Source organism: Rhodococcus sp. NPDC059179 (assembly GCF_042754885.1).
GTDB lineage: Bacteria > Actinomycetota > Actinomycetes > Mycobacteriales > Mycobacteriaceae > Rhodococcus_G.
The window spans coordinates 70,991-94,869 of record NZ_JBHZBV010000006.1; the positions used below are offsets into that span (position 1 = coordinate 70,991).

Sequence of the window (23,879 nt, forward strand, 5' to 3'; positions counted from 1 at the left end):
CTCCGCACCCGTGCGCCTTTCTGGTAGCGCGCGCTACCAGAAAGGCGCACAGGGCCTCAGTCGACGAGGCAATCGTCGGGTGTCTCCTGCGGGGCACGGGCGGCGACCCCGCGCGCCGCGACGTGTGAGGCGACCGCGAGGGCCATCACCAGCGCCGAGACCGCCAGAACGCCGCGGAATCCCGTTGCCGCGCCGCTCGACTCGGCGAGGGCGCCGGCCATCGGCGCGCCAAGCGCGGTGCCCGCGATCAGCGCGCTGGACAGCATCGTCATGTGCAACGTCAGGCGGCCCGCCGGCGTGTGCGCCGCCGCGAGCTCGTACACCGTCACAATGATCGGGCCGATGCCCAACCCCACCAGCGTGAGCGCACCGGCGACCAGTCGGCCGTCCTGAATCCAGGGCAGCGCCGCACACACCGCGACCGCCCAGATCGCGGCAAGGACCATGCGCAGGTGTGGCCCCGTCCGCCCGCGCATCCACCCCACCGCGATCGATGCCGCGCCCGACCCGATGCCGAACCCGGCGTAGATCAGGCCGGCATCGGAGAGGCTGCCGTGTTCACCGGCGAAGGCGACCACGGTGTTCATCAGCGCGCCGAGCAGCGCCCCGACCAGCAACATGGTGGCGACGAGAGTCGTGCGATCGGTCCGCAGGAACGCCCGGAGCGGGGCCGCGCCCGCCGACGTCACGGACGCCGGATCCCACACCGCGCCGGACGTCCGGTGCCGCGCGAACATCAGACCGAACACGAGGGTGATCGCCGTGCATGCGATCAGCGGGGTGTCGGCACCGGTCTGGGCGAGCAGGCCGACGATCGCCGGCCCGAAGACGAAGGTCATCTCGTCGGCAAGCGTCTCGTAGCCGAAGGCTGCGCCCTGCACCCGGTCTCGTGCGGCACGGGGAACCCCGGCGTGCACGAGGGCCGCCCACCGCACGCGGGAGAAGGGGCCGACCGGCGGGATGGTGAGGCCGCACAACGCGGACACCACGAGCAGCAACGGCAGGGCGCCGTGTGCGGCGAAGAGGACCGCCGCGATCAGCACCGAGTTGGCCACCACGAGAGGCGGAATCACGCGACGCTGGCCGTAGCGGTCCGCGCAGGCCCCCGCGAGCGCGGCACCCACCGCCGCGCCGAGCGCGTAGCTGCCAGCGGCCAACCCACCCTGGGCGTAGGAATCACGAACGAACGCAACGTAACTGCTGATGCCGAGGGTGAGCATCGCGAACGGTAGCCGGGCCAGGACCCCGATCGGGAAGAACGCCGGACCGGCCTGTCGGTAGAGGTGGGTGAAGGATCCGCCCGCGGATGACGGGGTGGTGTCGGATGGAGTGGTTTCGAGCAACACAGTTCTCCTGGTCGAGACACGCCGAAGCGGTGCATCGCCGTCCCGCCGACACCGCCGATGCTCGAACCCAATGACTAGGGCGAGATTCGCCCCGACATAACTGTGTGCGCTCATGAAGTTACGGATGGGCGTGCTAGGCGGTCAAATTGCCTCGTCGCCGGTCCCGACCCGACCCGACCACGATTACGAGGGCGTAGGACCAGGGTGTCGAAATCCCCAGAGTTGAGTGGAACAGACTCAACCCTTCGTGTGTTGGTCCGTATGACAACGCCCCGTGCCGAACCTAGGCTCGACGGCAACGACCGACGTCTTCCGAAGGAGTGACTCAGTGGACTCGTTCTCTCCGACCACCAAGACTCAGGCGGCGCTGACCGCAGCGCTGCAGTCTGCTTCCGCCGCGGGCAACCCGGACATCCGCCCGGCACACCTGCTCGCCGCACTGCTCGACCAGACCGACGGCATCGCCGCACCGCTGCTCAAGGCCGTGGGCGTCGACCCGACCGTCGTGCACCGCGAGGCGCAGGCGATGGTGGACCGGCTGCCGCAGACGACGGGCGCCACCACGACGCCGCAACTCGGCCGTGAGGCGCTCGCCGCGCTCACCGCCGCCCAGCACCTGGCCACGGAGCTCGACGACGAGTACGTCTCCACCGAGCACGTGCTGGTCGGGTTGGCGTCGAACGATTCGGACGTCGCGAAACTCCTTGTCGGGCACGGTGCCACCCCGCAGGCGCTGCGGGACGCGTTCACCGCGGTGCGTGGCAGCGCGAGGGTGACCAGCCCAGACCCCGAGGGCACCTACCAGGCGCTGGAGAAGTACAGCACCGATCTCACCGCGGCGGCCAGGGCGGGCAAGCTCGACCCCGTCATCGGCCGCGACACCGAGATCCGCCGCGTCGTGCAGGTTCTCAGCAGGCGCACCAAGAACAACCCGGTGCTCATCGGCGAGCCCGGCGTCGGCAAGACGGCCATCGTCGAGGGCCTCGCCCAGCGGATCGTCGCGGGCGACGTTCCGGAATCGTTGCGTGGCAAGACGGTTGTCTCCCTCGACCTCGGTTCGATGGTCGCGGGCGCCAAGTTCCGCGGCGAGTTCGAGGAGCGGCTCAAGGCGGTCCTCGACGACATCAAGAACTCGGCCGGCCAGGTGATCACCTTCATCGACGAGCTGCACACGATCGTCGGCGCGGGCGCGACCGGCGAGTCCGCCATGGACGCGGGCAACATGATCAAGCCGATGCTCGCCCGCGGCGAGCTGCGGATGGTCGGCGCCACCACCCTCGAGGAGTACCGCAAGTACATCGAGAAGGACGCCGCCCTGGAGCGACGCTTCCAGCAGGTGCTCGTCGGGGAACCGTCGGTGGAGGACACCGTCGGCATCCTGCGTGGCCTCAAGGAGCGCTACGAGGTGCATCACGGTGTCCGCATCACCGATTCGGCTCTCGTTGCGGCCGCGACACTCTCGGACCGCTACATCACCTCCCGGTTCCTGCCGGACAAGGCGATCGACCTGGTCGACGAGGCCGCGTCGCGGCTGCGCATGGAGATCGACTCCCGCCCGGTCGAGATCGACGAGGTCGAGCGCACGGTGCGGCGGCTGGAGATCGAGGAGATGGCGCTCGAGAAGGAGACCGACGAGGGGTCAAAGGCCAGGCTGGTCAAGCTGCGCCAGGAACTGGCCGACGACCGCGAGAAGCTGGGCCAGCTCAGCACCAGGTGGCAGAACGAGAAGCAGGCCATCGACTCGGTCCGCGAGATCAAGGAACAGCTCGAATCGCTTCGCGGCGAGTCGGATCGGGCCGAGCGGGACGGCGACCTGGGCAAGGCAGCCGAGCTGCGGTACGGCCGGATCCCCGAGCTGGAGCGCAAGCTCGAGGCCGCGGTCGACGCGTCCGGCGGCGCCAGCGACGGCGATGTGATGCTCAAGGAGGAGGTAGGGCCGGACGACGTCGCGGACGTGGTCGCGGCGTGGACCGGCATCCCGGCGGGCCGGATGATGGAGGGCGAGACCGCCAAGCTGCTCCGGATGGAGTCGGAGCTGGGCAAGCGGGTCGTCGGGCAGCAGGAGGCCGTTGTGGCGGTGTCCGACGCGGTGCGCCGGGCGCGGGCCGGGGTCGCCGACCCGAACCGGCCGACCGGCTCGTTCCTGTTCCTCGGCCCCACCGGCGTCGGCAAGACCGAGTTGGCGAAGGCGTTGGCGGACTTCCTGTTCGACGACGAGCGGGCGATGGTCCGGATCGACATGAGCGAGTACAGCGAGAAGCACGCGGTGGCGCGGCTGGTCGGTGCGCCGCCGGGATACGTCGGCTACGACCAGGGTGGTCAGCTCACCGAGGCGGTCCGGAGGCGGCCGTACACGGTGGTGCTGTTCGACGAGGTCGAGAAGGCGCACCCGGATGTGTTCGACATCCTGCTGGCGGTGCTCGACGAGGGTCGCCTGACGGACGGCCAGGGCCGAACGGTCGACTTCCGCAACACCATCCTGATCCTCACCTCGAACCTGGGGGCTGGTGGCTCGCGGGAGCAGGTGATGGAGGCGGTGCGCCGTTCGTTCAAGCCGGAGTTCATCAACCGGCTCGATGACGTGGTGATCTTCGACCCGCTCTCGGAGCTACAACTGGAATCGATCGTGGACATCCAACTCGGGCAGTTGGCGAAGCGGCTCGCGGCCCGCAGGCTGAGCCTCGAGGTGTCGGGACCCGCGAAGGAGTGGCTGGCGCATCGCGGATACGACCCGCTGTACGGTGCGCGGCCGCTGCGCAGGCTGATCCAGCAGGCGATCGGCGATCAGCTCGCGAAGCTGTTGCTGGCCGGGGAGATCCACGACGGCGACGCCGTGCCGGTGAACGTCTCGGTCGACGGCGATTCGCTGGTACTGGGATAGGCGCGTGACACACAACTGTGCGCGAGGTTCGAAGAGAACCTCGCGCACAGTTGCGTTGTTGCCGGTCGTGAGTGCCGTGATTCGTGGGCCGGGGGGCAGACCACGAACCGCGGCACCGACGACGCGGCACCACCTGGATTCGGCCGCGTGAGGGGCGCGACCGGATGGCCAGGTGTGATCCGGGTGGAATCAGCCGATGCTGAAGGGCTGTCCCCACAGGGTGACGTTGCTGGTCACGTTGGCGGTGTTGACGGTGACCTTGACGTACGAGCGGGCCTGGGCGTAGCCGGCGCAGCCGCTCACCCCGAGGGTGGAGTCGGCCCAGGTGACGCTGCCGCTGCCCTTGTAGGGGTTGGCCGCCCGGTGCTGCTCGGCGCCGAACATGTCGGCGACCTCGAGGTCGAGGATCTTGTAGTCCACGGCCTGGCCCGGGCCGATGGTCACACTGCCCGTGGTCTCGGCGGACGGCTTGATCGTTTCCTTCGCCATATCGGCCTTCAGACCGGCGCCACCGCCGGCCTTTCCGCCGAGGGTGAGCTGGCAGGCGACGATGTAGCCGGGCTGGATGGTGCCGCTGCCGCCGCCGGAGACCTCGACCTTGGTGGAGCCGGAGACCCACACGTTGCGGTGCAACGGGGTCGAGCCCATCGACGGCGAGATGTTCGCGGACTCGCCGGTGCGGGTGAGCTTGACGACGGTGCCGTCGACGAGGGTCTCGGTGATCGAGCCGTCGGGCAGCGGTACGAAGGTGTCGGCGCTGGCCGCACCTGCGGAGAAGAAGCCGAGAGCGATGGCGGCGGTGGCGCCGACGGCGGCGGTCTGCAGCCCGCGGCGCAGGCCGGTCTTGCTGGCGTTCATGAATTCCCCTTTGAGGGTTCAGGTTTCAAGTTCAAGGTGTGGACTGTGCGCGATTTGTACCCAGTGGGGGTGAAATTCGCGCACGGGCGGCGCAGCCGCCTCGCTAGCCGATGCTGAAGGGCTGGCCGTACAGGGTGGTCTTGGAGTAGTCGTTGCCGACGATCTCGACCACCGTGTAGGAGCGGGCCTGGGCGAACCCGCCGCAGTTCTGGATCTCGATCTGGGTGTCCTGGTACTGGACGGAGTACTTGCCGTTCTTCTTCATGTCCTTGCCCGCGACGTTCACGAACTTGACCTGACCCGCCGAGAGCGGGACGGTCAGCGAACCCGAGATCGACGGACCGTCCAGGCTGATGCCGCCGCCGATGGAGCCGCCGAGGCCGGTGATGTCGACCTGGCAGCCGACGATGTAGCCGGTGCTGATCCGGGAGACCCCGTGCGTGGAGGAGTTGTTGGTGCCGGGGGTGTTCGCCGCGGCGTTGAACGGGCCTGCCTCGCCTTCCTTGGTGATGCCCTTGACGTCCGCGGTGACGGTGCCCGAGACCCACGCCACGCGTCCGGCGCCGTTGGCGGCGAGCGACGGCGAGATCAGCGCGCTCTCGCCGGTGCGGGAGACGACCGCGCCCGGTCCGGCCTTCTGCCCGTCGGGCAGCGGCACGAAGGTGTCGGCGTGAGCCGCACCGGTCGACATCAGGCCGATCGCCACGACAGCAGCGCCGACGCCGGCGCTGAAACATGTTGCGCGGACGCGGTGTGTGCTGGTGCGCAGGCCTGACTTGCGGATCTTGCTCATTCGTTCCCCTCGAGAGGTGGTCGGCGGGTGTGCCATCGCATGATGGTCCGGTCAGGATCGTGAGCCTGGCTTCCGGACGCTGGGCAAGAAACTATCCGCATCATTCGATTGAATGCAATGGACCACACAAGGGTAGAAATGAGACTCATCTCACACTCAAAGGTCTCACTGACCGGGATTCGAAGCGACCCAAGGCATCTGCCCAGATTGGGGCACCAATCCTGCGAATCATCTGTAAGATTCGGCGGCCCGGGATGTACACGGGAGGGGCTGGTCGTGCAGGGGGCAGAGTGATGGTGATGGACAGGACGGATCGTCCGCAGAAGACGGCGATGATCATCGCCAGGAGGATTATTGCGGACATCGAGCGAGAGGGCCTTCGGCCCGGCGACCGGCTGCCGCCCGAGCGGGTGATGCTCGAGCAGTACCAGGTCGGCAGGGGCACGCTGCGCGAATCCCTCCGATACCTGGAGCTGTCCGGCGCCCTCTCGATCAAGCCAGGGCCCGGCGGGGGGCCGACCGTGCAGAAGCCCGATGGCTCCCACCTGATGACCGGTCTGGGCCTGTTGCTGCAGTTCGAGGAATCGCCCTTCGGCACGGTCGTCGAGGCGCGGGTCGGCCTCGAGCCGTTGATGGCGCGGATGGCCGCCCAGAACCGAACTGAGGAGCACCGTCTCGACCTGGCGGAATCGGTCCGCGCGATGGAGGAGCACCTCGACGATCTCGAGGCGTTCCTGGCTGCGAACCGCCGCTTTCACAACACCATCGCGTGGGCGTCGGGCAACGCGCTGTTCGGCTATCTCATCGATGCGATGGATGGAGTCTTCGTCGGGGCCGGGCTGGGGGTGGCATATCCGCGGCGCCTGCGGGGCAGGGTGCTCGAGGCGGACGCCGCGATTCTCACGGCGATCGCGGACGGTGATCCGGACGCGGCGGAGGAGGCGATGCGCGCGCACGCCGCGCAATGGACGTCCTACCTGCGAAAGAACTTTCCCTCCGAACTGTCGCGACCCATCGCCTGGAATGTGATGCGGTAGCCACAGCTGCCTTCAGCGCGGTCTCAGGTTCCGCCTCTATCCTGGCGGGTCGGACTGAATTGACCAGTGGCTTCGATCACCAGGATCGCCCGTGCAGAGAGCAGGCCCGAGACATGAGCAATCCGGACGACCCGCGAACACCGCAGGAGCGCACCCCCGACGGCACCGAGCCGTTCGAGGCAGGACCGGACCCGACTGCGGCGTGGGCGCCGACGGCGGAGGGCGCCGCGGCGGACCAGCCGACCGAGGTCTGGGCCCGCAGCGCCGATCAGCCCACGCAGCAGTTCGACAGGCCGGTCGAACCGTCGGCGCCGCAATACACCGCGGATCCGTATCAGGCGTATGGCCAGGTCCCGCCGAACGCGACGCAGGCGTATCCGACCTATCAGGGGTACGACCCGAATCAGCCGCCGAACGCGACGCAGGCGTATCCGACGTATCAGGGGTACGACCCGAATCAGCCGCCGAACGCGACGCAGGCGTATCCGACGTATCAGGGGTACGACCCGAACCAGCCGCCGGCACAGCCGCCCGCAGGCGCGTCGCCCTACCTTGACGGGGGCCAGAAGAAGGGTCCCGGCAAGGGGGTGCTCGCGGTCGCCCTGGTCGTGGCGGGACTGCTGCTCGCGGCGGTCGTCGGTCTCGGCGTGATGCTGATCGGCGGCGGCCCGGACTCGCCGAGCAGCGCCTCCGGGCCTGCGACCAGCACCCGGACCCTGCCCCGGCCGACCAACACGCCGCCGCGCACCACCGAACCGCCTGCGACCACCGGCCCGGACCTGTCGCAGATCCCGGGCGGTGTCGGGGAGGTCATCGGCGCGGCGGGCGCCGCGGTCGGGACGATCGCCTCCAACGACGGATCCACGCTGATCCTCGATGGAATCGGCGGCTCCGCGGTCACGGTCGTCACCAACGAGTCCACCAAGGTGATCTCGCTCAGCGGCGCGAAGGTCGGCGACCTCAAGGCCGGCGACACCGTCGTCGTGCAGGGTGAGAAGGCGCAGGACGGGTCCGTCACGGCAAAGCTGATCGTGAACACGACGATCCCAGACCTCGGCAACTTCGGAAACTGACGGCGGGTTTCGGCAAATGAATCGGTCCCCGTGCGAGCCGAGTGCCGCGCGGGGACCGTTCAGTCGATATTGTGACTGGCGATGACGCTTATCTGGTTCGGACTCTCAGCGATCGCGCTCGTGGGCGCGATCGCGCTCCTGTCCATCGATCGCAGCAGGCGCGACCAGTTCGGTCGCGTCCGGCAGATCTGGGCGAAGGCGCAGGGCTACACCTACAACGAGTCGGATGAGCAGCTGCCGTCGACTTGGCACCGGGCCGCGCTGGCCAAGCAGGAGTACCTCGGTGCCGTCGACGTGGTGCACGGCATCCGGCGCGGCGAGAACTTCGTGCTGTTCGACCTCGAGGAGACGACGACGATCGTCGCGGTCCGGCGCACCGTCGGGTCCGACGTGGACATCGATCTCCGGCTCCGGTCGACGCCGCCGCCGAAGGATGCGGACATGAACCTGCTCGGCTCGATCGGTCCGCGGGTGGTGTTCGCCACCGACCTGGAGATCGCCCGACGGGTTTGCGATCAGCGGATGGTGCACTTCACGGAGTCGGTTCCGCCGCATGTCCAGATGTTGTGGAGCGAGGGGGAGTGGACGCTCGGTTCGCTGCCCGTCACCAGTAACGGCCGCGAGTGGGACGCCGCGATCGACGCCGTTGCCCGGCTCTCCGGCATCCTGCACGTACTGCCACCGGTCCTCGATTCGACACCCGAAGCGCCGCCGGTCGCCCGCGAGGTGCCGGATTGGGAGCGTTCGCCGTATCCGCCGCAGGACGACGACGAGTTCGAGGCGCCCAACGTTGTTCCGCTGGCGCGCACCGTAAATCACGATCCCGGACGCCCGTACCCGCACGAGTACGACACCGAGGACGACCCGCGCGGCTGATTCGAGGGCGGCACGCGCTCCGAGGGTGGACCCGGTGCGCGGGCAACTCGGCGTGTGAGTAGATTGCACGCCTGTGACTCTTGTGACGGTTGTGGCGGTCGTTGCTGTTGTTCTTCTCCTTGCGTGGGCGGTGTCCGTGGCTCGACGTCTACGTCGATTCGAAGGAAACCTCACCGCGAGCCGGGCTCTCCTCGACGTGGAACTCAAACGACGGTGCGATCAGGCACCCGAGCTGATCGCGGCGGCCAGGGCCGCGGCGGTGCCGTCCGAGATCCTGTCCCCGTTGGTCGGCGCTCGATCACTGGCCGTCGCGCTGCGCGAGCAGGGCATGAGCCTCGGCGAGCAGGCGGGGTCCGAAAATGCTCTGTCGGTGGCGTTGCACCGGCTCATGTTCGAGGTGGAGTGCAGCCCGAATGTGAAGCATGACTGGGCGATTCAGCGTCCCGCCCTCGAACTCAAGGTGACCGAGCAGCGGATCATCGGGGCTGCCCGGGTCTACAACGACAGCGCCGCCGCGGTGAACCGGCTGGTGCGCTCGATCCCGTCCGGGTTCGTCACGCGGCTGGTGGGTGGGTGCGAGGTGCCGCTGTTCGAGGCGACGGTGGTCGAGCTGCCGGTCGGTCCGGTCGACGCGCTCGCCCCGGCGGACCGGGATGCCGGTGTTCCCGGCGCACTCTTGTAGCCGACTACGCTAGGGCGTCGAACGTGGACGCGAAGAGGAGCGGAAAGATGACGGAGAAGGCGGAGCTCGCAGGGCTCGTACGCGAGCTGGCTGTGGTGCACGGGAAGGTGACCCTGTCCTCGGGCAAGGAAGCCGACTACTACGTGGACCTGCGCCGCGCGACGCTGCACCACAGGGCCGCACCGCTGATCGGGAAGCTGCTCCGTGAGCTCGTCGCGGACTGGGACTTCGATTCCGTCGGCGGCCTGACCATGGGTGCCGACCCCGTGGCCATGGCGGTCATGCACGCCGAGGGCCGGCCGATCGACGCCTTCGTGGTGCGCAAGGCGGCCAAGGCGCACGGCATGCAGCGTCAGATCGAGGGCCCCGACGTCGTGGGCAAGCGCGTGCTGGTCGTCGAGGACACCACCACCACCGGAAACTCCCCGCTGACCGCGGTGCGCGCGCTGCGCGAGGCAGGCGCGATCGTTGTCGGCGTTGCGACCGTGGTGGACCGCGCGACCGGCGCCGACGCCATCATCGCCGCGGAGGGCGTGGAGTACCGGTCCCTGCTCGGCCTCGAGGACCTGGGCCTGTAGGACCTGGGCTTCTAGGGATGGGCCTCACGACGGCTGGCGCGCCACCATGCCGCCCATCGTGATGACGTACTCGTCGACGGTGTCGTCGAAGGAGACCGCGAAGGTGGTGGGGTGGTAGCCGCCGCGCTGATAGGCCTGCGGCTGCTTGATGTTCCGTACGGTGCTCGGCTTTGTCAGCAGCCACTCGCGGGTCACCATCGGTTCCATGAAGGTGTACTCGCCGTCCCAGGTCCCGTTGAGGAAGGCCTGGGTGAATTGGTAGGGGCCCGGGATCAGCCCGTCGGTCACGTCGATCCAATGCACCCCCATCGCGGGGGAGGCCTGCGGAACGAGCTTCGGTCCGAGCAGCGGAATGTAGTCAGGCGGGAGATGTCTCGGGTCCGGCAGCCGCGCACCCTTGGCCTCGAAATCCGGTCTCGCCGGGTCGATCTCGGCCACCTCGGCCCTGTCGGCGAGGTAGAAATGCATGTCGAAATGCGGCTTGTCGAACATGCCGCTCGGACCGTGCCCGTGGTCGTTCCAGTCGAGGGTGGTGTGGTCGAAGACCGTCGCGGACGCCTGCTCGGGAAGGTCGAGTTCGAAGGTCGTCACGCCGTCGTGGCTCGTCGGCAGGCCGTTGATCGCCGCCTCTGACAGCCGCATGCCCACCTCGGTGGGGTTGCCAGCGGCGTCGAGGGTGACGAAGGCGCGGGCGGTGCCGTCACCCATCCGCACCGTCGGGCCGTCGAAGGTGCCCGCGTCGACGGTGGTGGGTCCGTCGGCCGGGGCCCGGGTGCCGCCTGCCATCGTCAGTGTCGCGCACGCGATGATCAGTCCGGCGCGCAGCAGCGGGCGGTGTGGACGCATCGTGCACCTCGGCTTCCGTGGTGTTCGCGTACCCGCCGATGCTAATGCCGTCGCACCGTGCCGTGGGCGCGAATGTGTTCAGTGCCCTGGTGTTCAGCGTCGTGGGGCACAATCTGCTCGGCGGCCAACACAGGTGAGGGCGGGACGAGATCCGATGGATATCCGGAAGACTGCGACGACGCTCGCCGACGGCCGAGAGCTGATCTACTTCGACGATTCGGAGCCGTACCTCAGCGGAGCGGCGACCCGGCAACTGCGCGACTCCCGGGAGCTGACGCCGATTCGGGTGGAGTCGACCATGCGGTACGACGTGCTCTCCGGTGAGTGGGTGACGATGGCCTCGCATCGGATGGACCGCACCTTCCTGCCCGCAGCCGACGCCTGCCCCCTGTGCCCGACCGGACCCGGGCGGGCCCCGACGGAGATCCCGGCCGACGACTACGACGTCGCCGTCTTCGAGAACCGATTCCCCTCGCTGGCGACCGGTGCGTCGGCGCCGCCGACCGACCACGTCGACGGCGAGGAGCTCTGGCCGCAGCGAGCCGCGTCCGGGCGTTGCGAGGTCGTCTGTTTCACCAGCGACCACGGCCGCAGCTTCGCGGAGCTGCCGGTCCGCCGGGTGCGCACGGTGCTCGGTGCGCTGGCCGACCGGACCAGGGCGCTGTCGGCGCTGCCGGGCATCGAGCAGGTCTACTGCTTCGAGAACCGGGGCGAGGAGATCGGCGTGACGCTGGCGCACCCGCACGGTCAGATCTACGCCTACCCGATGCTGCCCGCCCACGCCCGCGCCCAGCTCCGGCAGTCCGAGCGGCACCTGCAGCGGACCGGGCGATCGTTGCTGCGCGACGTGCTCGACGCGGAGCGGCGCGCGGGGAGCCGGATCGTGCTCGAGGCCGAGCACTGGACGGCGTACGTGCCTGCCGCCGCACGGTGGCCGGTGGAGCTGCACCTGGCGCCGCACCGGGACGTCCCCGACCTCGCCGCGCTGGAGGGGCCCGAGCTGGACGAGCTGGCGCGCGTCTACCTCGATATCCTGGGCCGCCTCGACCGATTCTTCGATGGGGTGCAGCGGCTTCCGTACATCGCGGGCTGGCATCAGGCGCCGACGGGGGAGCGCCGCGGGCTGGGCCGGCTGCACCTGCAGGTGTTCTCGCTGATGCGGTCCCCGCACCGGATGAAATTCCTCGCCGGGTCGGAGTCCGGGATGGGGGCCTGGATCAGCGACACCACGCCGGAGCGGATCGCGGCGCGCTTTCGGGAGATCGCGCCGTGAGCGAATGGGTGGAGCCGATGTTGGATTCGGCGTTGGCCACCGATGCCATCGACCGGTTTCGCAGAAATTTCGGTGCGGAGCCGGAGGGAGTGTGGGCGGCTCCGGGGCGGGTCAACCTCATCGGTGAGCACGTCGACTACGCGCAGGGACTGTCGCTGCCGATCGCGTTGCCGCACAGCACCGTTGTCGCGGTCGGCCGACGTCGGGACGGGGTGCTGCGGTGCCGGTCCGGCGCGGGTGAGGGCACGTGGGCCGGCCGGATCGAGGAGATCGCGCCGGGCAACCCGTCGGGCTGGGCGGCCTACCTCGCGGGCGTGGTGTGGGCCATGCAGCGAGAAGGGCTGTTGGGCGGTGGATTCGGCGGCGTCGATGTCGCGGTCGAGTCGTCGGTACCGATCGGTGCGGGGCTGTCGAGCTCTGCGGCGCTCGAATGTGCGCTGGCCCTTGCCCTTGCGGACCTGGTCGGGCTGCCGTCCGACGACGCCGGTCGCGCCGCGCTGGCCGGTAGCTGTGTCCGGGCGGAGAACGACATCGCGCTGGCTCCGACCGGCGGCATGGACCAGGCGGTCTCGTTGCGCGCCAAGGACGGTCACGCCCTGCTGGTCGACTCGAGGGACGGCGGCGTCGCCCCGGTGCTGTTCGACCTGGTGGGGGAGGGGCTGGCGCTGCTGGTGATCGACACCCGCGCCCCGCACCGGCTGGTCGACGGCCAGTACGCGCAGCGGCGGAAGTCGGTGGAGGAGGCGGCGGCCACGCTGGGATCGTCGCTGCGTGACGTGGACGACGTTGCTGCGCTGACCGACCCGGTGTTGCGCCGTCGTGCTGGGCACGTGGTCACCGAGATCGGACGGGTGCGGGAGGTGTTGTCGCTCATGGACTCCGGCCGCTACCGGGACCTCGGGCCGTTGCTGACGGTGTCGCACGCCTCGCTGCGCGACGACTATGAGGTGTCCTGCGCGGAGCTGGACTGCGCGGTGGACGCGGCGCTCGCGGCCGGGGCGTACGGCGCGCGAATGACCGGCGGCGGCTTCGGTGGCTCGGCGATCGCGCTGATCGACGCCGGTGAGGAGGAGCGCGTGGCGGCGGAGGTGCGGGGAGCCGCCCGGTCCCGCGGCCTGACCGAACCGCGCTTCCTGCTCCTGAACGCCTGCGCGGGCCCGGCCCGTCTCGTCGCCCTGATGCACTGAACGGGGGCCCGGCGGCCAGGTTTTACGCGAAACCTGGCCGCCGAACCCCCGCTCGGTGGGTGCTCGGTGAGCGCCGCGGATCAGGGAATGATCGCGTACGCCGAAATCGGCATCGATATCTGCGGCCGGAGCTCGTTGAGGTACGGGTTCACGTAGCTGGCCTGGATGGTCAGTCCGGACACGCCGGGACCGGGGTTGATCTCGGTCCGGACCGACTCGCCGGGGCGTTCCCCGAAGTTGAGCTCGACGGTCTTGACCTGGTTCGCCAGTACGCCGAAGCCCCACACGACGTCGGCCTTGATGCGGCAGACCGGGTTGGCGGCCCACTCCGGGCCGACCCCGTGCATGCCGCGCGAGGTGAACACCACGGTGGCGAGCCCCGGGCGGGCCGGATCGGTCTCGACGAAGGTGTCGATGACACCGTTGCAGAAGGCGTTCTGCCCGAGTACCGGCATAGCCGGTCCGTTGAAGCCCAGGTGCAGAATGGGCGCCGGTGCGGGCGCGGCTGCGGCCGGGCCTGCCAGGCCGACGAGTGCGGCTGCGGCGACGGTGCCGGCGCCGATCGTGCGCACGGCAAAGCTACGAATACTCATTGTGAATCCCCCGATGTGTGATGTGTAGGTCCCCCGGCAGCGACGCGGGCACCGAAGTGTCACGGGTCGGCCGCCGAACATGCTCTCACACTTGAGGGTATCGAAACCAACCGAGCGGTCCGTGGGCAGTGCCCGGTCAGAGGTCCTTGTCGGTGACGACGCCGCTCTGCATCGCGCGCTTGGCGAGCTGGGCGCGCTTCTGATTCTGCGGCAGATCCTCGACGCCGAACTTCGAGAACAGCGTCCGCAGATGGGTTTTCACCGTTTCGACGCTGACGAACAGCTTGTCCGCGATCTGCTGATTGGAGGCGGGATTCGCGAACGCGGCCTTGTGCTTGAAGGGCCGGCAGAGTTCCACGACGATTGCCTGCTGGGCTGGCGTCAACGCGGCGCGGGTGGGCATGGAGTCGGCTACCCCCGTCAGATCGCCGCTGGCCGGCGCGTAGTGGAAGGTCAGCACGGACGATCCGATCCGGATGCTGTCGCCCGATTGCAGGCGCCTGCGCCCGGTCAGCCGTTCGCCGTTGACGTAGGTGCCGTTGCGGGAGAGTCCGTCGTCGACGATGGTCCAGTGGGTGCCCATCCACTCGATCGCGGCGTGCAGGCGTGAGACGTTGTGGTCCGACGCCAGGGCGACGTCGGCCTGCCGAGATCGCCCCACGGTGACCCGCGGAGAGTCCTCGACCAGCGCGAACTCGCGTTGATTCCCGTCATCATCGGTGTAACTCAGACGGGGCCCATCCAGTTGGCTCACTGCCACCCCAATGCGCGCCTCGGTGGGCACTGGCGAAATGCCCTTGGCTTGACCATTCTAGTTCCGATCGGTGGCTGGTGGGCCGAAGGAGTGAGAGCGTTCCACCCTAGGGGGGCTGGTTTATGCCGATCTACCAGCAAGAATGGGGGGGATCCCAGCGGGATCTATTGTCCCGCCCTCGCAGTGAGGGGAGACTGGATGAGTCGAGCGTGGAGCTGAGGAAGTGGTCCGGATGCCCCGACCAACACGCAAACGTCGGGCGATATTCGCTGTCCTGAACCTGTTGATCGCGGTCGGATGGGTTGGGTTGTTCGGCCTGACGGCGCCGGGCGCAGTCGCACAAGTCGCGGGGCAGATGGTTGCCGCTGCATCGGCCCCCGCACCGGTGCAGTTCCCGATCCCGCCCGGGCCGATCGGCCCGGGTGGGATCGCGCCGGGTCAGATCGGGCCGGGGCCCATCGAGGTGCCGCCGCCTCCTCCGCCGGGGCAGCAGTATCAGCAGGAATTCGGGCCGGGGCCCTTCGAGGTGCCGCCGATCGAGACTCCGCCGGGGCAGCAGTATCAGCAGGAATTCGAGCCGCAGTGTGGTCCGGAGAACAACTACTGCAAGCTTCCGGAGCTGCCGGATTGCTTCACGGACCCGTCGGCGTCGCATTGTCAGCAGACGTTGCCGGAGCCATCGTGTGAAACGGATCTCTCGCTGTGCCCGTGCCCGGTGAATCCCGCAGCGTGCCCGCCGCCGCCGCAGACGTGTCCGGAGGTGCCCTCACTGTGCCCGCCGCCGCCCCCACAGACGTGTCCGGAGGTGCCCTCACTGTGCCCTCCTCCTCCGCCGGGGCCGGGGTGCCCATTGGCGCCGGGGTGTGAGCCGCCTCCTCCTCCGCCGCCGCCCCCTCCGCCGGGGCCCGGGTGCCCGTTGGCGCCAGGGTGTGAGCCTCCGCCGCCCCCTCCGCCGCCGGAGATTTGTCAGCCGCCGGATCCGAGATGCACGCCGGTGCGGGATGCCCCGGTTGATCCACAACGCCCCGTTCCTGGACCGCAAACTCCCGCGCCGGGACAGCCGACACCAAAGCCGGGAAGCCTCACGTCGACTCCGGTGCCCATCGCGGCCGGTGAACCCGAGTCGCAGACCCCGCAGGGGCTGCAGCTCAGCGCCCCCGTCGTGGCCCCCGGCGAGAGCCTGACCGCGGTCGGGGAGGGATGCCCGCCCGGTACCGCGGTCGCGATGTCCGTTGGTGGTGCCTCGGCAGGCACGGTTGTCGCGGACGGTGCGGGTGGGTTCGAGGCTCCGTTGTCGGTTGGCCCGACCGCAGTCGGGCGCTACCAGGTGGCCGCGAACTGCGGACCGGTGTTGACCGCACCGCTCGATGTGGTGCTCGTCAGCCAGGCTGGCGGCTCCACCTCCACCGCGGTCATCGTCGTGTTCTTCCTGGCGATGGGGCTGCTGATCTACCGGCGACGACTGCTCCCCGTATCCAACTGAAGTTGAGGAGTACTGATGAAGACCTCGCTGATTGCGGTGCTTGTCGCGATTCTTGCCATTGTCGGACTCTCGGCGGCACCCGCGGGCGCGGCGGTGGATGGCGTGCGAATGTCGGCAACCATCAACGGTCAGGATGTCGCCACCGCGGACCAGGACCATCCGGTTCGGCTCGACCCAGGAGGGATGGCCGACATCGCGATCATGGTCACCAACGACTCGGCGGAGCCCGTGAACCTCAGCGCCGTCGACCTCACCGGCCATGTGCTCGGGCTGAGCTTCTTCGCCTATCGCACCTCGGTCTCGCTGACAGTTGGGCCGGGGGAGACTCAGGCCATCGAGTATCCACTCGAACTGTCCGGTCTGGAAGGTCAGGCCACCGGCCTCATCAACGGCAGGCTGGCGCTGATCGACGGCGGCGAGGTCGTCGCGGACCTTTCGACGGTCACCGATGTGCGCGGTTCGCTGATGTCCGTCTACGGCCTGTTCGGGCTCGCCCTGGCTCTCCTCACCGTTCTCGCGCTGCTCGACACGGTGCTGGCGATCGCCCGAAATCGGATGCCGCAGAACCGTTGGCGGCGAGGACTCCGCTTCCTCACTCCCGGGATCGGCATCGGACTGGTGCTCGTGTTCACCCTGTCCGCGCTGCGGGTGTGGGTGCCGACGACCGAGCGCTGGCTGGTCGTCGCGGCCGCCTTCGCAGTGGGGTTCTTCTTCCTCGGCTATCTCACACCGACTCCCCTCGATGAGGACGAGTTGGACGAGGACGAGGAAGACTACGAAGGCGAGTTGGACGAGGACGAGTTGGCCGAAGGCGGGTGGCGTAACGACGTCGAGCCCGCTCAGCAAACAGTGCCCGCCCAGCAAACGGTGCCCGCCCAGCCCACGGCGCCCGCCGCGCCCACACTGCCCACGCAGTCGGCGCAGCCCACCCTCCGCGACACCGACAGGAAGTGAGTCGGACCCATGGCAATCGACACCGACCTGGTCAGCGAATCCCTTCCCGCCTACGACATCGGCGCGGAACTCGGGCGGGGCGGCTGGGGAGTCGTGCTGTCGGGGCGTCATCGCGCACTCGGGCGGCCGGTGGCCATCAAACAGCTACCGCCCGCGTTCGCGTCCGATCCGGCTGTCCGGCACCGGTTCACGGCCGAGGGTCGCTTGCTCGCATCGTTGGATCATCCGCACGTCGTGCCGGTGTACGACTACGTCGAACGCGACGGACTGTGCCTGCTGGTGATGGAGCTGCTGCCCGGCGGGACGGTGTGGAATCGGTTCACCGGCGCCGGGTTGAACGCGCACTCGGCCGTCGCCGTCGTGCTCGCCTGCGCGGCCGGTCTCAAGGCCGCACACGAGCGGGGGATCCTGCACCGGGACGTGAAGCCCGAGAACCTCATGTTCGCCGCGTCGGGGGCGGTGAAGGTGACGGACTTCGGGATCGCGAAGGTCGTCGGCGGAGACGAGACGCTCGCGACGCGGGCGGGCGACGTCCTCGGCACCCCGTCGTACATCGCGCCCGAGCAGGCTCGCGGCGGAGAACTGACGCCGGCGACGGACGTCTACGCGATGTCGACGATGCTCTACGAGCTGCTGTCCGGGTCGCTGCCGTTTCCGCCGTCGGAGGAGCCGATGGCGACCCTGTTCATGCATGCCTTCGACCAGCCCACGCCGCTGAGGGAGGCAGCGCCGACCATCCCTGAACAGATCGCCGAGGTGGTGATGCGAGGGTTGGCCACGGATCCGCTGCAGCGCTTCGCGACGGCCGAGGAGTTCGGGGTTGCGCTCGCCGCGGCATCGACCGGTCGGTGGGGTCCGGGTTGGCTTGCCACCGAGGGGATTCCGGTGATGGGTGCGGACACGATCGTGACCGCAGCGGGAATGGGTGTCGCGCCGCCGCCGACACTGGCCGACGGTGAGCATCCGCCGCTGCCGGTGACGCGGCCGCTGGCCAGGCCGGTGGCAGGGACCTCGACGGCGGGGGCGCGCTACGCGCCGCCGATCACCGAGCAGGGGGAGCGGACCGTCGACTTGACGGGCGAGTCGACGGCGACGGAGTCCAGTCCGGCTCAGACGGTTCCGCTACCGGGCGGGGCCCTGCCACCGACAGGGCCACCCCCGTCGGTGCCGTCGTACGCGGCGTCGCCCGACCCAACCCCGTCGCCGCGAGTGCGACCGTCGAGCGCCGTGCACGCGCAGGGCGTTCGACTGATCGATATGGCGGAGGCGGATCTGGTGCCGGTGCGGTCAGTGGTGGATATTCCGCCGCCGCGCGTGCCGTACCTCATCGCGGCCGCGCTCGCGGTGCTGGCGGTGGCGGTGGCGCTGCTCGGGCTCGGATCGGCGGTCAGCGGACAGTCCCCGCCGCCGGGGGCCGTGAGCGTCGCGGGCGTGGACCCCGGCGTCGTCGATCCGGTCGCCGTCGACCTGCTGCAGCCGGTGCCGGTGTCCGCGACCGGTCCCGTGCCGGCCGACGCCGTGAGCATGACGCTGAAGGCGCTCGGGCGGCCGGTGAAGAAGGTGCAGACCGCGCCGCTGGTGCCTGGGGAAGGCGGGGTCGCGGCGACCCTGCCGTCGCTCGGCGGTCAGTACCTCGTCGCGGGTGAGCTCACCGGGGAGTTGTCGTTCCTGCAGGCGGGGCAGGTGACGCAGACGTGGCAGTTCCCCGTGCGCACCGAGCAATCGGCGGTGACGACGGTCGTCGCCGTCGGTGTCGCGGCGTTGTTCCTGTTCGCGATCGCGTACGTGGAATCGTTCGTCCGCTCGCTCCGTCGGGGGCGTCGACGGATCTCCGGGAGTGTCGGTCTCCCGCTGAGCACGGGAGTGCTCGCGGTGTCCGTCGTCGGCGCGGTCTGGGTGCTGCTGGGTCGTCAGCCCACCGTCACCACGTTGGTCGTGTGCGCGGTGCTCGGGGTGCTGGCAGGGGTGGCCGCGGCGATCGGTGCCGCACGGGTCGGGCGGCGTCGGCGCTACCGACGGACTCAGCGGGACGATCGCAGTTCGGAACAACGTCGGCCCAGGCGCGCCGCGGTCGGTTGAGGCGTTCGGGGTTGGGCGGGCGGTTCCCTATTCGCGGCCGCGCACCGCAGTCATGAAGGCCGCCATCAGGTCCGGGTCCTTGACGCCGCGGCTGGACTCGATGCCGCTGGAGACATCGACGCCCCAGGCGCCGCTGGCGTCCAGGGCGTGCGCGACATTGTCGGGGGTGAGGCCGCCTGCGAGGATCCACTGACCGCTTGGCAGCAGCGACCGGTCCTGCCAGTCCCAGGTGACGCCTGCGCCCGCGACGGCACCGTCGACGAGCAGGAGATCCTCGCCGAAGCCGGCCGCGGGGTCGCCCGAGGTTCCGGTGTTCAGTGCCCGGACAACGCGGAGCCCGGCGTCGTGCAGGGCCGCGACCTCGTCGACAGACCGCAGGTCGTGCACCTGCACGATGTCGATGCCCGCGGTGGTCGCAGCCGAGATGATGTCGGCGATCCCGATTCCGGTGAACACTCCGATCGCGAGGACGTCGGCGGGGACCCGCTGCCTGAGCTGTGCGGCCGCTTCCGGGGTCACCTGGCGCGGGCTCCTGGCGAGGACGAATCCCACGGCATCGACGCCGAGTCGCACGGCAAGGTCCACGGTCGCCTCATCGCGCAGGCCACACATCTTGATGAATGTCATTGAGATCGTCGGTCCTCCGGGTTTTCGTTCACTCGAGGATAGGGGCTGGTCCGGGGGACTGGGACCGGCGCTCAGAAGGGTGGTGGTTCGTCGAGGTCGATGACGAGGATCGGGCGGAGCGGTTTGCGGGGTTTGGGGTGGCGCCAGTCGGGTGACAGCGTGTCGAGGAGGTAGGCGAGGTCGTCCTCGACGGTGCAGCCTCGGTTGCGGTCCGCGATGTCGCGGAGGATGCGGTCGGTGTCGGTGTCGGTGTCGGTGTCGGTGTCGGTGTCGCGTTCCTTCATGCGCGGAGCGCTGCCGGCATCCGCCCGTGCGGTGTCGCCGCTGTTCTCGTTGCTCGCCGTCGCGAGACCGCCGGCGGGTTCGTGATTGGGGCGGGAGTCGTCGCTCTTGCTGTTGTGTGTGTCGGCAACGCGCTCGTCTGGGTCGTGCCCGCTGCTGTGATCGTCGTCGGGGTCGGTGAATGGTCCGGTGGGTTCGGTGATGGTGGTGGTGCCGTGTCGGTCGGTCCATTGGAGTCGGCCGGAGCCGATCTGCTTGACGGTCCAGTAGCCCTCGGTCTTGAGGCGGTGGTGCTTTCGGCAGAGGCAGGCCAGATTCTGTTCGATGGTCAGCCCACCGAGTGCGGGGTTGGCGTGGTTGAACGGGACCGTGTGGTCGAGGTCGCAATCCTGTGCTCGCGCGGTGCAGTTGGGGAATCGGCAGGTGCCGTCTCGGGTCCGGATGATCTCGGCGAGCCGGGCGCTGGGCTTGTAGGTGAGGGCCTCCCGCGAGGCCTTGGTGCGGTTCGCGACATCAGATGGCGTGATGCCTGCGGCCTTGAGGGCTGTGCCGACGCCGAGGATCGGTCCGTGCGGGTTGGTGGTGATGCGCCGACCGGAGACCCAGGGTTCGTCGGTGCCGGTGGGCGCGTCAGGGTTGGTGCCTGTGGCGTTGCTTCCGCCCGTAGTGCCGGAAGTGCCCGTAGTGCGGGCGCTGCCGGTGTCATCGCTCGTTTCCGTTGTGTCGGTGAACAGTTCGGGTGAGGCGTTCCGGAGTTCGCCCAGGAGGGATTCGATGAGGGTTTGCCGGTCCTTGTCGGGCAGAAGGAGGACTTGTTTCCAGGTGCCGTCGGCGGCGAGGTCGCGGGCCAAAGCGGCATCGATGGCGCCGTAGCCGTAGAGGTATCCGGGGAGGTCGTCGAGGCCGAGCAGGGTGCTGGCGGAGATGCCTACGTGAATGGTTGCCGTCGGCTTCGGTTCACGGCCCGCCGCGCCGGTGGCGGGGCAGTGTTGGTGTCCGCACTGGCAGGGCAGGTGATCGGCGCCATCGGTCAGGGCGATGAGGGCGTCGGCGCGTCGTTGGGCGAGGGTGCGGGGGTCGTCGGCACAGACCTGCAACGACATTTGGCGTAGTCGCATGGACAGGCGTTGGGCGCCGACGGTGGGGAGCAGTCCTTCCAGGGTGGACATGCCGTCGTCGGAGGCGTGGGTGCGGACGTCGCGGTCGGCTTCGGCGCGTTCGCGTCGCTTGCGCGCCCCGTCGGGGTCGTGGCGGGCGATCAGGCGGCGGGCGCGTTGCTTGAGTTTGGTGGAGCAGTGGTGGTCGGCGCCGTCGAGGAGGCGTTGTTCGATGGCGTCGAGTTTGTCGTCGGAGACGTTGGCCAGGGCGTCGGAGATGGCGCGGGTTTGGGTGAGGTCGATGGTTCCTGCGGCGAACGCGGCGCTGGTGCGGTGCAGTCGCCAGCGTAGGTCGCAGCCGAGGTCGATCATGGCGGCGGCGGCGCGTTCGGTGATGTGCAGGATCGCGGCGATTTCGACGTGCGCGAACTCGCCCTGGCGGGCCTCGTTCTTGCCGCGTCGGGCGTCTTGCTCGCAGTGGGCGAGGTAGAGGGCGGTGACGGCATGTATTTCGCGGAATTGTTCGCGGGCGATGTGGGCGTGGTGCTGTTGCAGCGTTGCCGGTTGTTCAAGATCCGGCACGTTGTCGAGTAGTCCCGATGTCGACCCGTTATCGAACATGTGTACGAGTCTACCGGTACCCGCCGACAGAAACCAGAGAACGCACCCGATACGCTCGGGCCACACACCATCCCGTCCCGAAAGAGGTAGAGATGCGGCTCGAGCACGCGGTGTTCCTCGGCGCGACCGGAGCCACCGTGCTCGGTGCGGTCACCGGAAACGAACGGCTGCAGCAGGTTGCCAAGCCGCTGATCGCGCCCTCTCTCGCGGCCCGGGTCCTGCGAGCACGCGCCGACACCGACCCCGCCGACGTCGCCCTGCTCGTCACCGGGCTCGCGGCCGCCACCGTCGGTGACGTCTTCATGATCGACCCCGACGACGATTCCCGGCTGGTGCGCGGTGCCTCGTCGTTCGCCGTGATGCAGGCCAGTTACTCGACCCTGTTGCTGCGGCGCGGGGCCCGCCCGACCGCGCCCGCCCTGGTGCCGCGGCTGGTCGGCTGGCTCGGCGCGGCCGGACTGCTGCGGGCCAAGGCGCGCACCGTCTCCACGCCGCTCACCGGGTACGGCGTTGCCCTCGGCACGACGTCCACGCTGTCGGCCGACCCGGCGCTGGCCCCGGGCGCCGCGACCACCGCGGGTCTGGCGCTGCCAAACCCGGACCGGCGGAGCTGGCTCGGACTCGGCGGGCTGCTGTTCACCGGCTCGGACGGCCTGATCGTGGTGCGGCGCCTGTTCATTCGCAAGGAGTCGGGCCGTCGGGCCGCCGAGGGTGCGATCCTCGCGAGTTATGCGGCCGCGCAGCTCCTGCTGGTCGAGGGCATGCTGGCGCTGGCCCGGAAGAAAGATTAGGGACAGAGCACGATTCGGTCGCGATTGTGGGGATCCACCCGGATCGGCACCGTCTCGCCTGGCTCGAAGCGCTCGCGCATCGACTCGGGTACCTCGTAGACCACCCGACCTGAGTAGGACTCCTCGCCGGGAACGGTGAGCTGAAGCCGTAGCTCGGTCAGTTGGCCGTGGTCGGCGGTCTCGGCCAGCCGCTGTGCGCTCTCGATCCTGGCCCAGCCCTCCAGGCCTCGCCTCTCGAGCTTCCGGTCCGCCCTCTTCGGCCGGTCCGCCCACATCATCCCGAGGCCGAGCGCCGAACCGAAGGCGGCCAGGAGTCCGCCGATCTGGAACGGGACCGTGCCCGGCGGGGTGTGCTGGACCAGCCAGCCCAGCCAGATCGCCAAGACGATCAGGTAGCCGACGGTGATGGTCAGCACCGTGCGGACGATGCGCTCATGAAACATCGAATCCTCCAACCACCAGGGTAGGCGCAGCGTCTGCGCTCTAGCGGGTCACAGCCTCGGTCGGCCGGACACTAGAGTTCTGTGGCGACCGTCGAGGAAGGGTGTGCGTGTGCGTTCAGGTCGGGTTGTGACAGCGGTGTTCGGCGTCGGAGTGATGTTAGGGGTGGCCGCCTGCGGTACCTCGGAGGCCGAGCAGGCGCCGCTGACCAGCGTCGCCGCACCCACGACCACGGCGTCCGCACCCACCACCACCACCACCGCCAGCCTCGCACCGACCACCACGACCGTCCCGCCCACGACGACGACCACCGCGCCGCCGCCGTCGACGACCGCCGCCCAGTACGCGCGCAACGAGGCGGTCTACTTCAGCTCGCCGACGGGTGGCTTCGAGTGCGGCATCATCTCGCTGCCCACCCGGACCGAGGCCGGCTGCCAGGGCACCACCAGCCCGATTCCGGCCAGGCCCGACAACTGCATGGTGAACTGGGGTAACGGGATCAGGGTGACGGGCAACGACCCCGGGGAGTTCCTGTGCTCCGGCGGGCCCGTCTACACCTCCGGCGTCTCGGCGGCTGACTCCGTGCTCCCGGTCGGGGACAAGGTGAGCTCGTTCGGCTTCACCTGCAAATCCGAGGCGACCGGCGTCACCTGCGTCAAGGACGCCACCGGGCACGGGTTCCGGATCGCGACCGACTCCAACGACACGTTCTGACAGATGCGGACAC

The 23,879-nt window shown here is 69.3% G+C and carries 22 protein-coding genes; 13 read left to right on the top strand and 9 right to left on the bottom strand.

Features of this window, described 5'->3' with window-relative positions:
* Positions 1-56: 56 nt before the first annotated feature.
* Entirely contained in the window at positions 57-1,343 is a 1,287-nt protein-coding gene (locus ACFXMV_RS14310; protein ID WP_378500747.1) for an MFS transporter, read from the bottom strand.
* 331 nt (positions 1,344-1,674) lie between these two features.
* On the opposite strand from ACFXMV_RS14310, the gene clpB reads away from it, so the two are divergent.
* Positions 1,675-4,227 (top strand): ATP-dependent chaperone ClpB, encoded by a 2,553-nt coding sequence (clpB, locus tag ACFXMV_RS14315; RefSeq protein WP_378500746.1) that lies wholly within the window; start codon positions 1,675-1,677, stop codon positions 4,225-4,227.
* A gap of 189 nt (positions 4,228-4,416) precedes the next feature.
* Here clpB and ACFXMV_RS14320 read toward each other — a convergent pair whose 3' ends face one another.
* Positions 4,417-5,085 carry an MspA family porin gene (locus ACFXMV_RS14320; protein WP_378503365.1) on the bottom strand — a complete coding sequence of 223 codons (669 nt, stop codon included), beginning with the start codon at positions 5,083-5,085 and terminating at the stop codon, positions 4,417-4,419.
* A 103-nt stretch (positions 5,086-5,188) separates the two neighbouring features.
* Positions 5,189-5,878: an MspA family porin gene (locus ACFXMV_RS14325; protein WP_378503366.1), complete on the bottom strand. Its 690-nt coding sequence runs from the start codon at positions 5,876-5,878 to the stop codon at positions 5,189-5,191.
* Between the two features lie 299 nt (positions 5,879-6,177).
* Between ACFXMV_RS14325 and ACFXMV_RS14330 the strand changes: the two genes are divergently transcribed.
* The 5 genes from ACFXMV_RS14330 (at position 6,178) to pyrE (ending at position 10,124) form a co-directional block, all read left to right on the top strand.
* A complete protein-coding gene (locus ACFXMV_RS14330) occupies positions 6,178-6,915 on the top strand; it encodes a FadR/GntR family transcriptional regulator (protein ID WP_378502031.1) in 738 nt (245 codons plus the stop codon).
* 113 nt (positions 6,916-7,028) lie between these two features.
* A complete protein-coding gene (locus ACFXMV_RS14335) occupies positions 7,029-7,988 on the top strand; it encodes a DUF5666 domain-containing protein (protein WP_378503367.1) in 960 nt (319 codons plus the stop codon).
* Between the two features lie 81 nt (positions 7,989-8,069).
* A complete protein-coding gene (locus ACFXMV_RS14340) occupies positions 8,070-8,864 on the top strand; it encodes a hypothetical protein (protein WP_378503368.1) in 795 nt (264 codons plus the stop codon).
* A 196-nt stretch (positions 8,865-9,060) separates the two neighbouring features.
* Positions 9,061-9,546, top strand: a complete 486-nt coding sequence (locus tag ACFXMV_RS14345; RefSeq protein ID WP_378499359.1) for a LemA family protein — start codon at positions 9,061-9,063, stop codon at positions 9,544-9,546.
* A gap of 47 nt (positions 9,547-9,593) precedes the next feature.
* The gene (gene pyrE / locus ACFXMV_RS14350; protein ID WP_378499358.1) at positions 9,594-10,124 is read left to right on the top strand and encodes an orotate phosphoribosyltransferase; all 531 of its coding nucleotides are present in this window, start codon (positions 9,594-9,596) and stop codon (positions 10,122-10,124) included.
* A gap of 24 nt (positions 10,125-10,148) precedes the next feature.
* Here the strand turns inward: pyrE and ACFXMV_RS14355 are convergent, their stop codons facing one another.
* Positions 10,149-10,970, bottom strand: coding sequence for a DUF5602 domain-containing protein (locus tag ACFXMV_RS14355; RefSeq protein WP_378499357.1), 822 nt, complete (start codon positions 10,968-10,970; stop codon positions 10,149-10,151).
* 154 nt (positions 10,971-11,124) lie between these two features.
* Between ACFXMV_RS14355 and galT the strand changes: the two genes are divergently transcribed.
* Positions 11,125-12,243 (top strand): galactose-1-phosphate uridylyltransferase, encoded by a 1,119-nt coding sequence (gene galT / locus ACFXMV_RS14360; RefSeq protein WP_378499356.1) that lies wholly within the window; start codon positions 11,125-11,127, stop codon positions 12,241-12,243.
* A gap of 17 nt (positions 12,244-12,260) precedes the next feature.
* Complete coding sequence (galK, locus tag ACFXMV_RS14365; RefSeq protein ID WP_378499360.1) at positions 12,261-13,430, top strand: galactokinase; 1,170 nt, start codon at positions 12,261-12,263, stop codon at positions 13,428-13,430.
* Positions 13,431-13,510: 80 nt separating this feature from the next.
* On the opposite strand, the gene ACFXMV_RS14370 is transcribed toward galK, so the two are convergent.
* Together ACFXMV_RS14370 and ACFXMV_RS14375 are read right to left on the bottom strand one after the other, a co-directional pair.
* Positions 13,511-14,023 (bottom strand): hypothetical protein, encoded by a 513-nt coding sequence (locus tag ACFXMV_RS14370; RefSeq protein ID WP_378499355.1) that lies wholly within the window; start codon positions 14,021-14,023, stop codon positions 13,511-13,513.
* A 136-nt stretch (positions 14,024-14,159) separates the two neighbouring features.
* On the bottom strand, positions 14,160-14,777 hold the full coding sequence (locus tag ACFXMV_RS14375; protein ID WP_378499354.1) for an FHA domain-containing protein: 618 nt from the start codon (positions 14,775-14,777) through the stop codon (positions 14,160-14,162).
* Between the two features lie 1,096 nt (positions 14,778-15,873).
* Between ACFXMV_RS14375 and ACFXMV_RS14380 the strand changes: the two genes are divergently transcribed.
* Genes ACFXMV_RS14380 through ACFXMV_RS14390 form a run of 3 tightly spaced genes read left to right on the top strand, consistent with a single transcriptional unit; the run spans position 15,874 to position 19,293 of the window.
* The gene (locus ACFXMV_RS14380; protein ID WP_378499353.1) at positions 15,874-16,260 is read left to right on the top strand and encodes a hypothetical protein; all 387 of its coding nucleotides are present in this window, start codon (positions 15,874-15,876) and stop codon (positions 16,258-16,260) included.
* Positions 16,261-16,275: 15 nt separating this feature from the next.
* Positions 16,276-17,214, top strand: coding sequence for a hypothetical protein (locus ACFXMV_RS14385; protein WP_378499352.1), 939 nt, complete (start codon positions 16,276-16,278; stop codon positions 17,212-17,214).
* Positions 17,215-17,223: 9 nt separating this feature from the next.
* Entirely contained in the window at positions 17,224-19,293 is a 2,070-nt protein-coding gene (locus ACFXMV_RS14390) for a serine/threonine-protein kinase (protein WP_378499351.1), read from the top strand.
* Positions 19,294-19,320: 27 nt separating this feature from the next.
* On the opposite strand, the gene ACFXMV_RS14395 is transcribed toward ACFXMV_RS14390, so the two are convergent.
* Both ACFXMV_RS14395 and ACFXMV_RS14400 read right to left on the bottom strand, forming a co-directional pair.
* On the bottom strand, positions 19,321-19,920 hold the full coding sequence (locus ACFXMV_RS14395; RefSeq protein WP_378499350.1) for a phosphoribosylanthranilate isomerase: 600 nt from the start codon (positions 19,918-19,920) through the stop codon (positions 19,321-19,323).
* Positions 19,921-19,991: 71 nt separating this feature from the next.
* A complete protein-coding gene (locus tag ACFXMV_RS14400; protein ID WP_378503369.1) occupies positions 19,992-21,920 on the bottom strand; it encodes a DUF222 domain-containing protein in 1,929 nt (642 codons plus the stop codon).
* A 92-nt stretch (positions 21,921-22,012) separates the two neighbouring features.
* Between ACFXMV_RS14400 and ACFXMV_RS14405 the strand changes: the two genes are divergently transcribed.
* Positions 22,013-22,711 (top strand): lysoplasmalogenase, encoded by a 699-nt coding sequence (locus ACFXMV_RS14405; protein WP_378500179.1) that lies wholly within the window; start codon positions 22,013-22,015, stop codon positions 22,709-22,711.
* Here ACFXMV_RS14405 and ACFXMV_RS14410 read toward each other — a convergent pair.
* Positions 22,708-23,154: a hypothetical protein gene (locus ACFXMV_RS14410; protein WP_378500180.1), complete on the bottom strand. Its 447-nt coding sequence runs from the start codon at positions 23,152-23,154 to the stop codon at positions 22,708-22,710. The two genes, ACFXMV_RS14405 and ACFXMV_RS14410, sit on opposite strands and share 4 nt — an antisense overlap.
* Before the next feature lie 154 nt (positions 23,155-23,308).
* Between ACFXMV_RS14410 and ACFXMV_RS14415 the strand changes: the two genes are divergently transcribed.
* Complete coding sequence (locus tag ACFXMV_RS14415; protein WP_378500187.1) at positions 23,309-23,866, top strand: DUF6636 domain-containing protein; 558 nt, start codon at positions 23,309-23,311, stop codon at positions 23,864-23,866.
* Positions 23,867-23,879 lie beyond the last annotated feature (13 nt).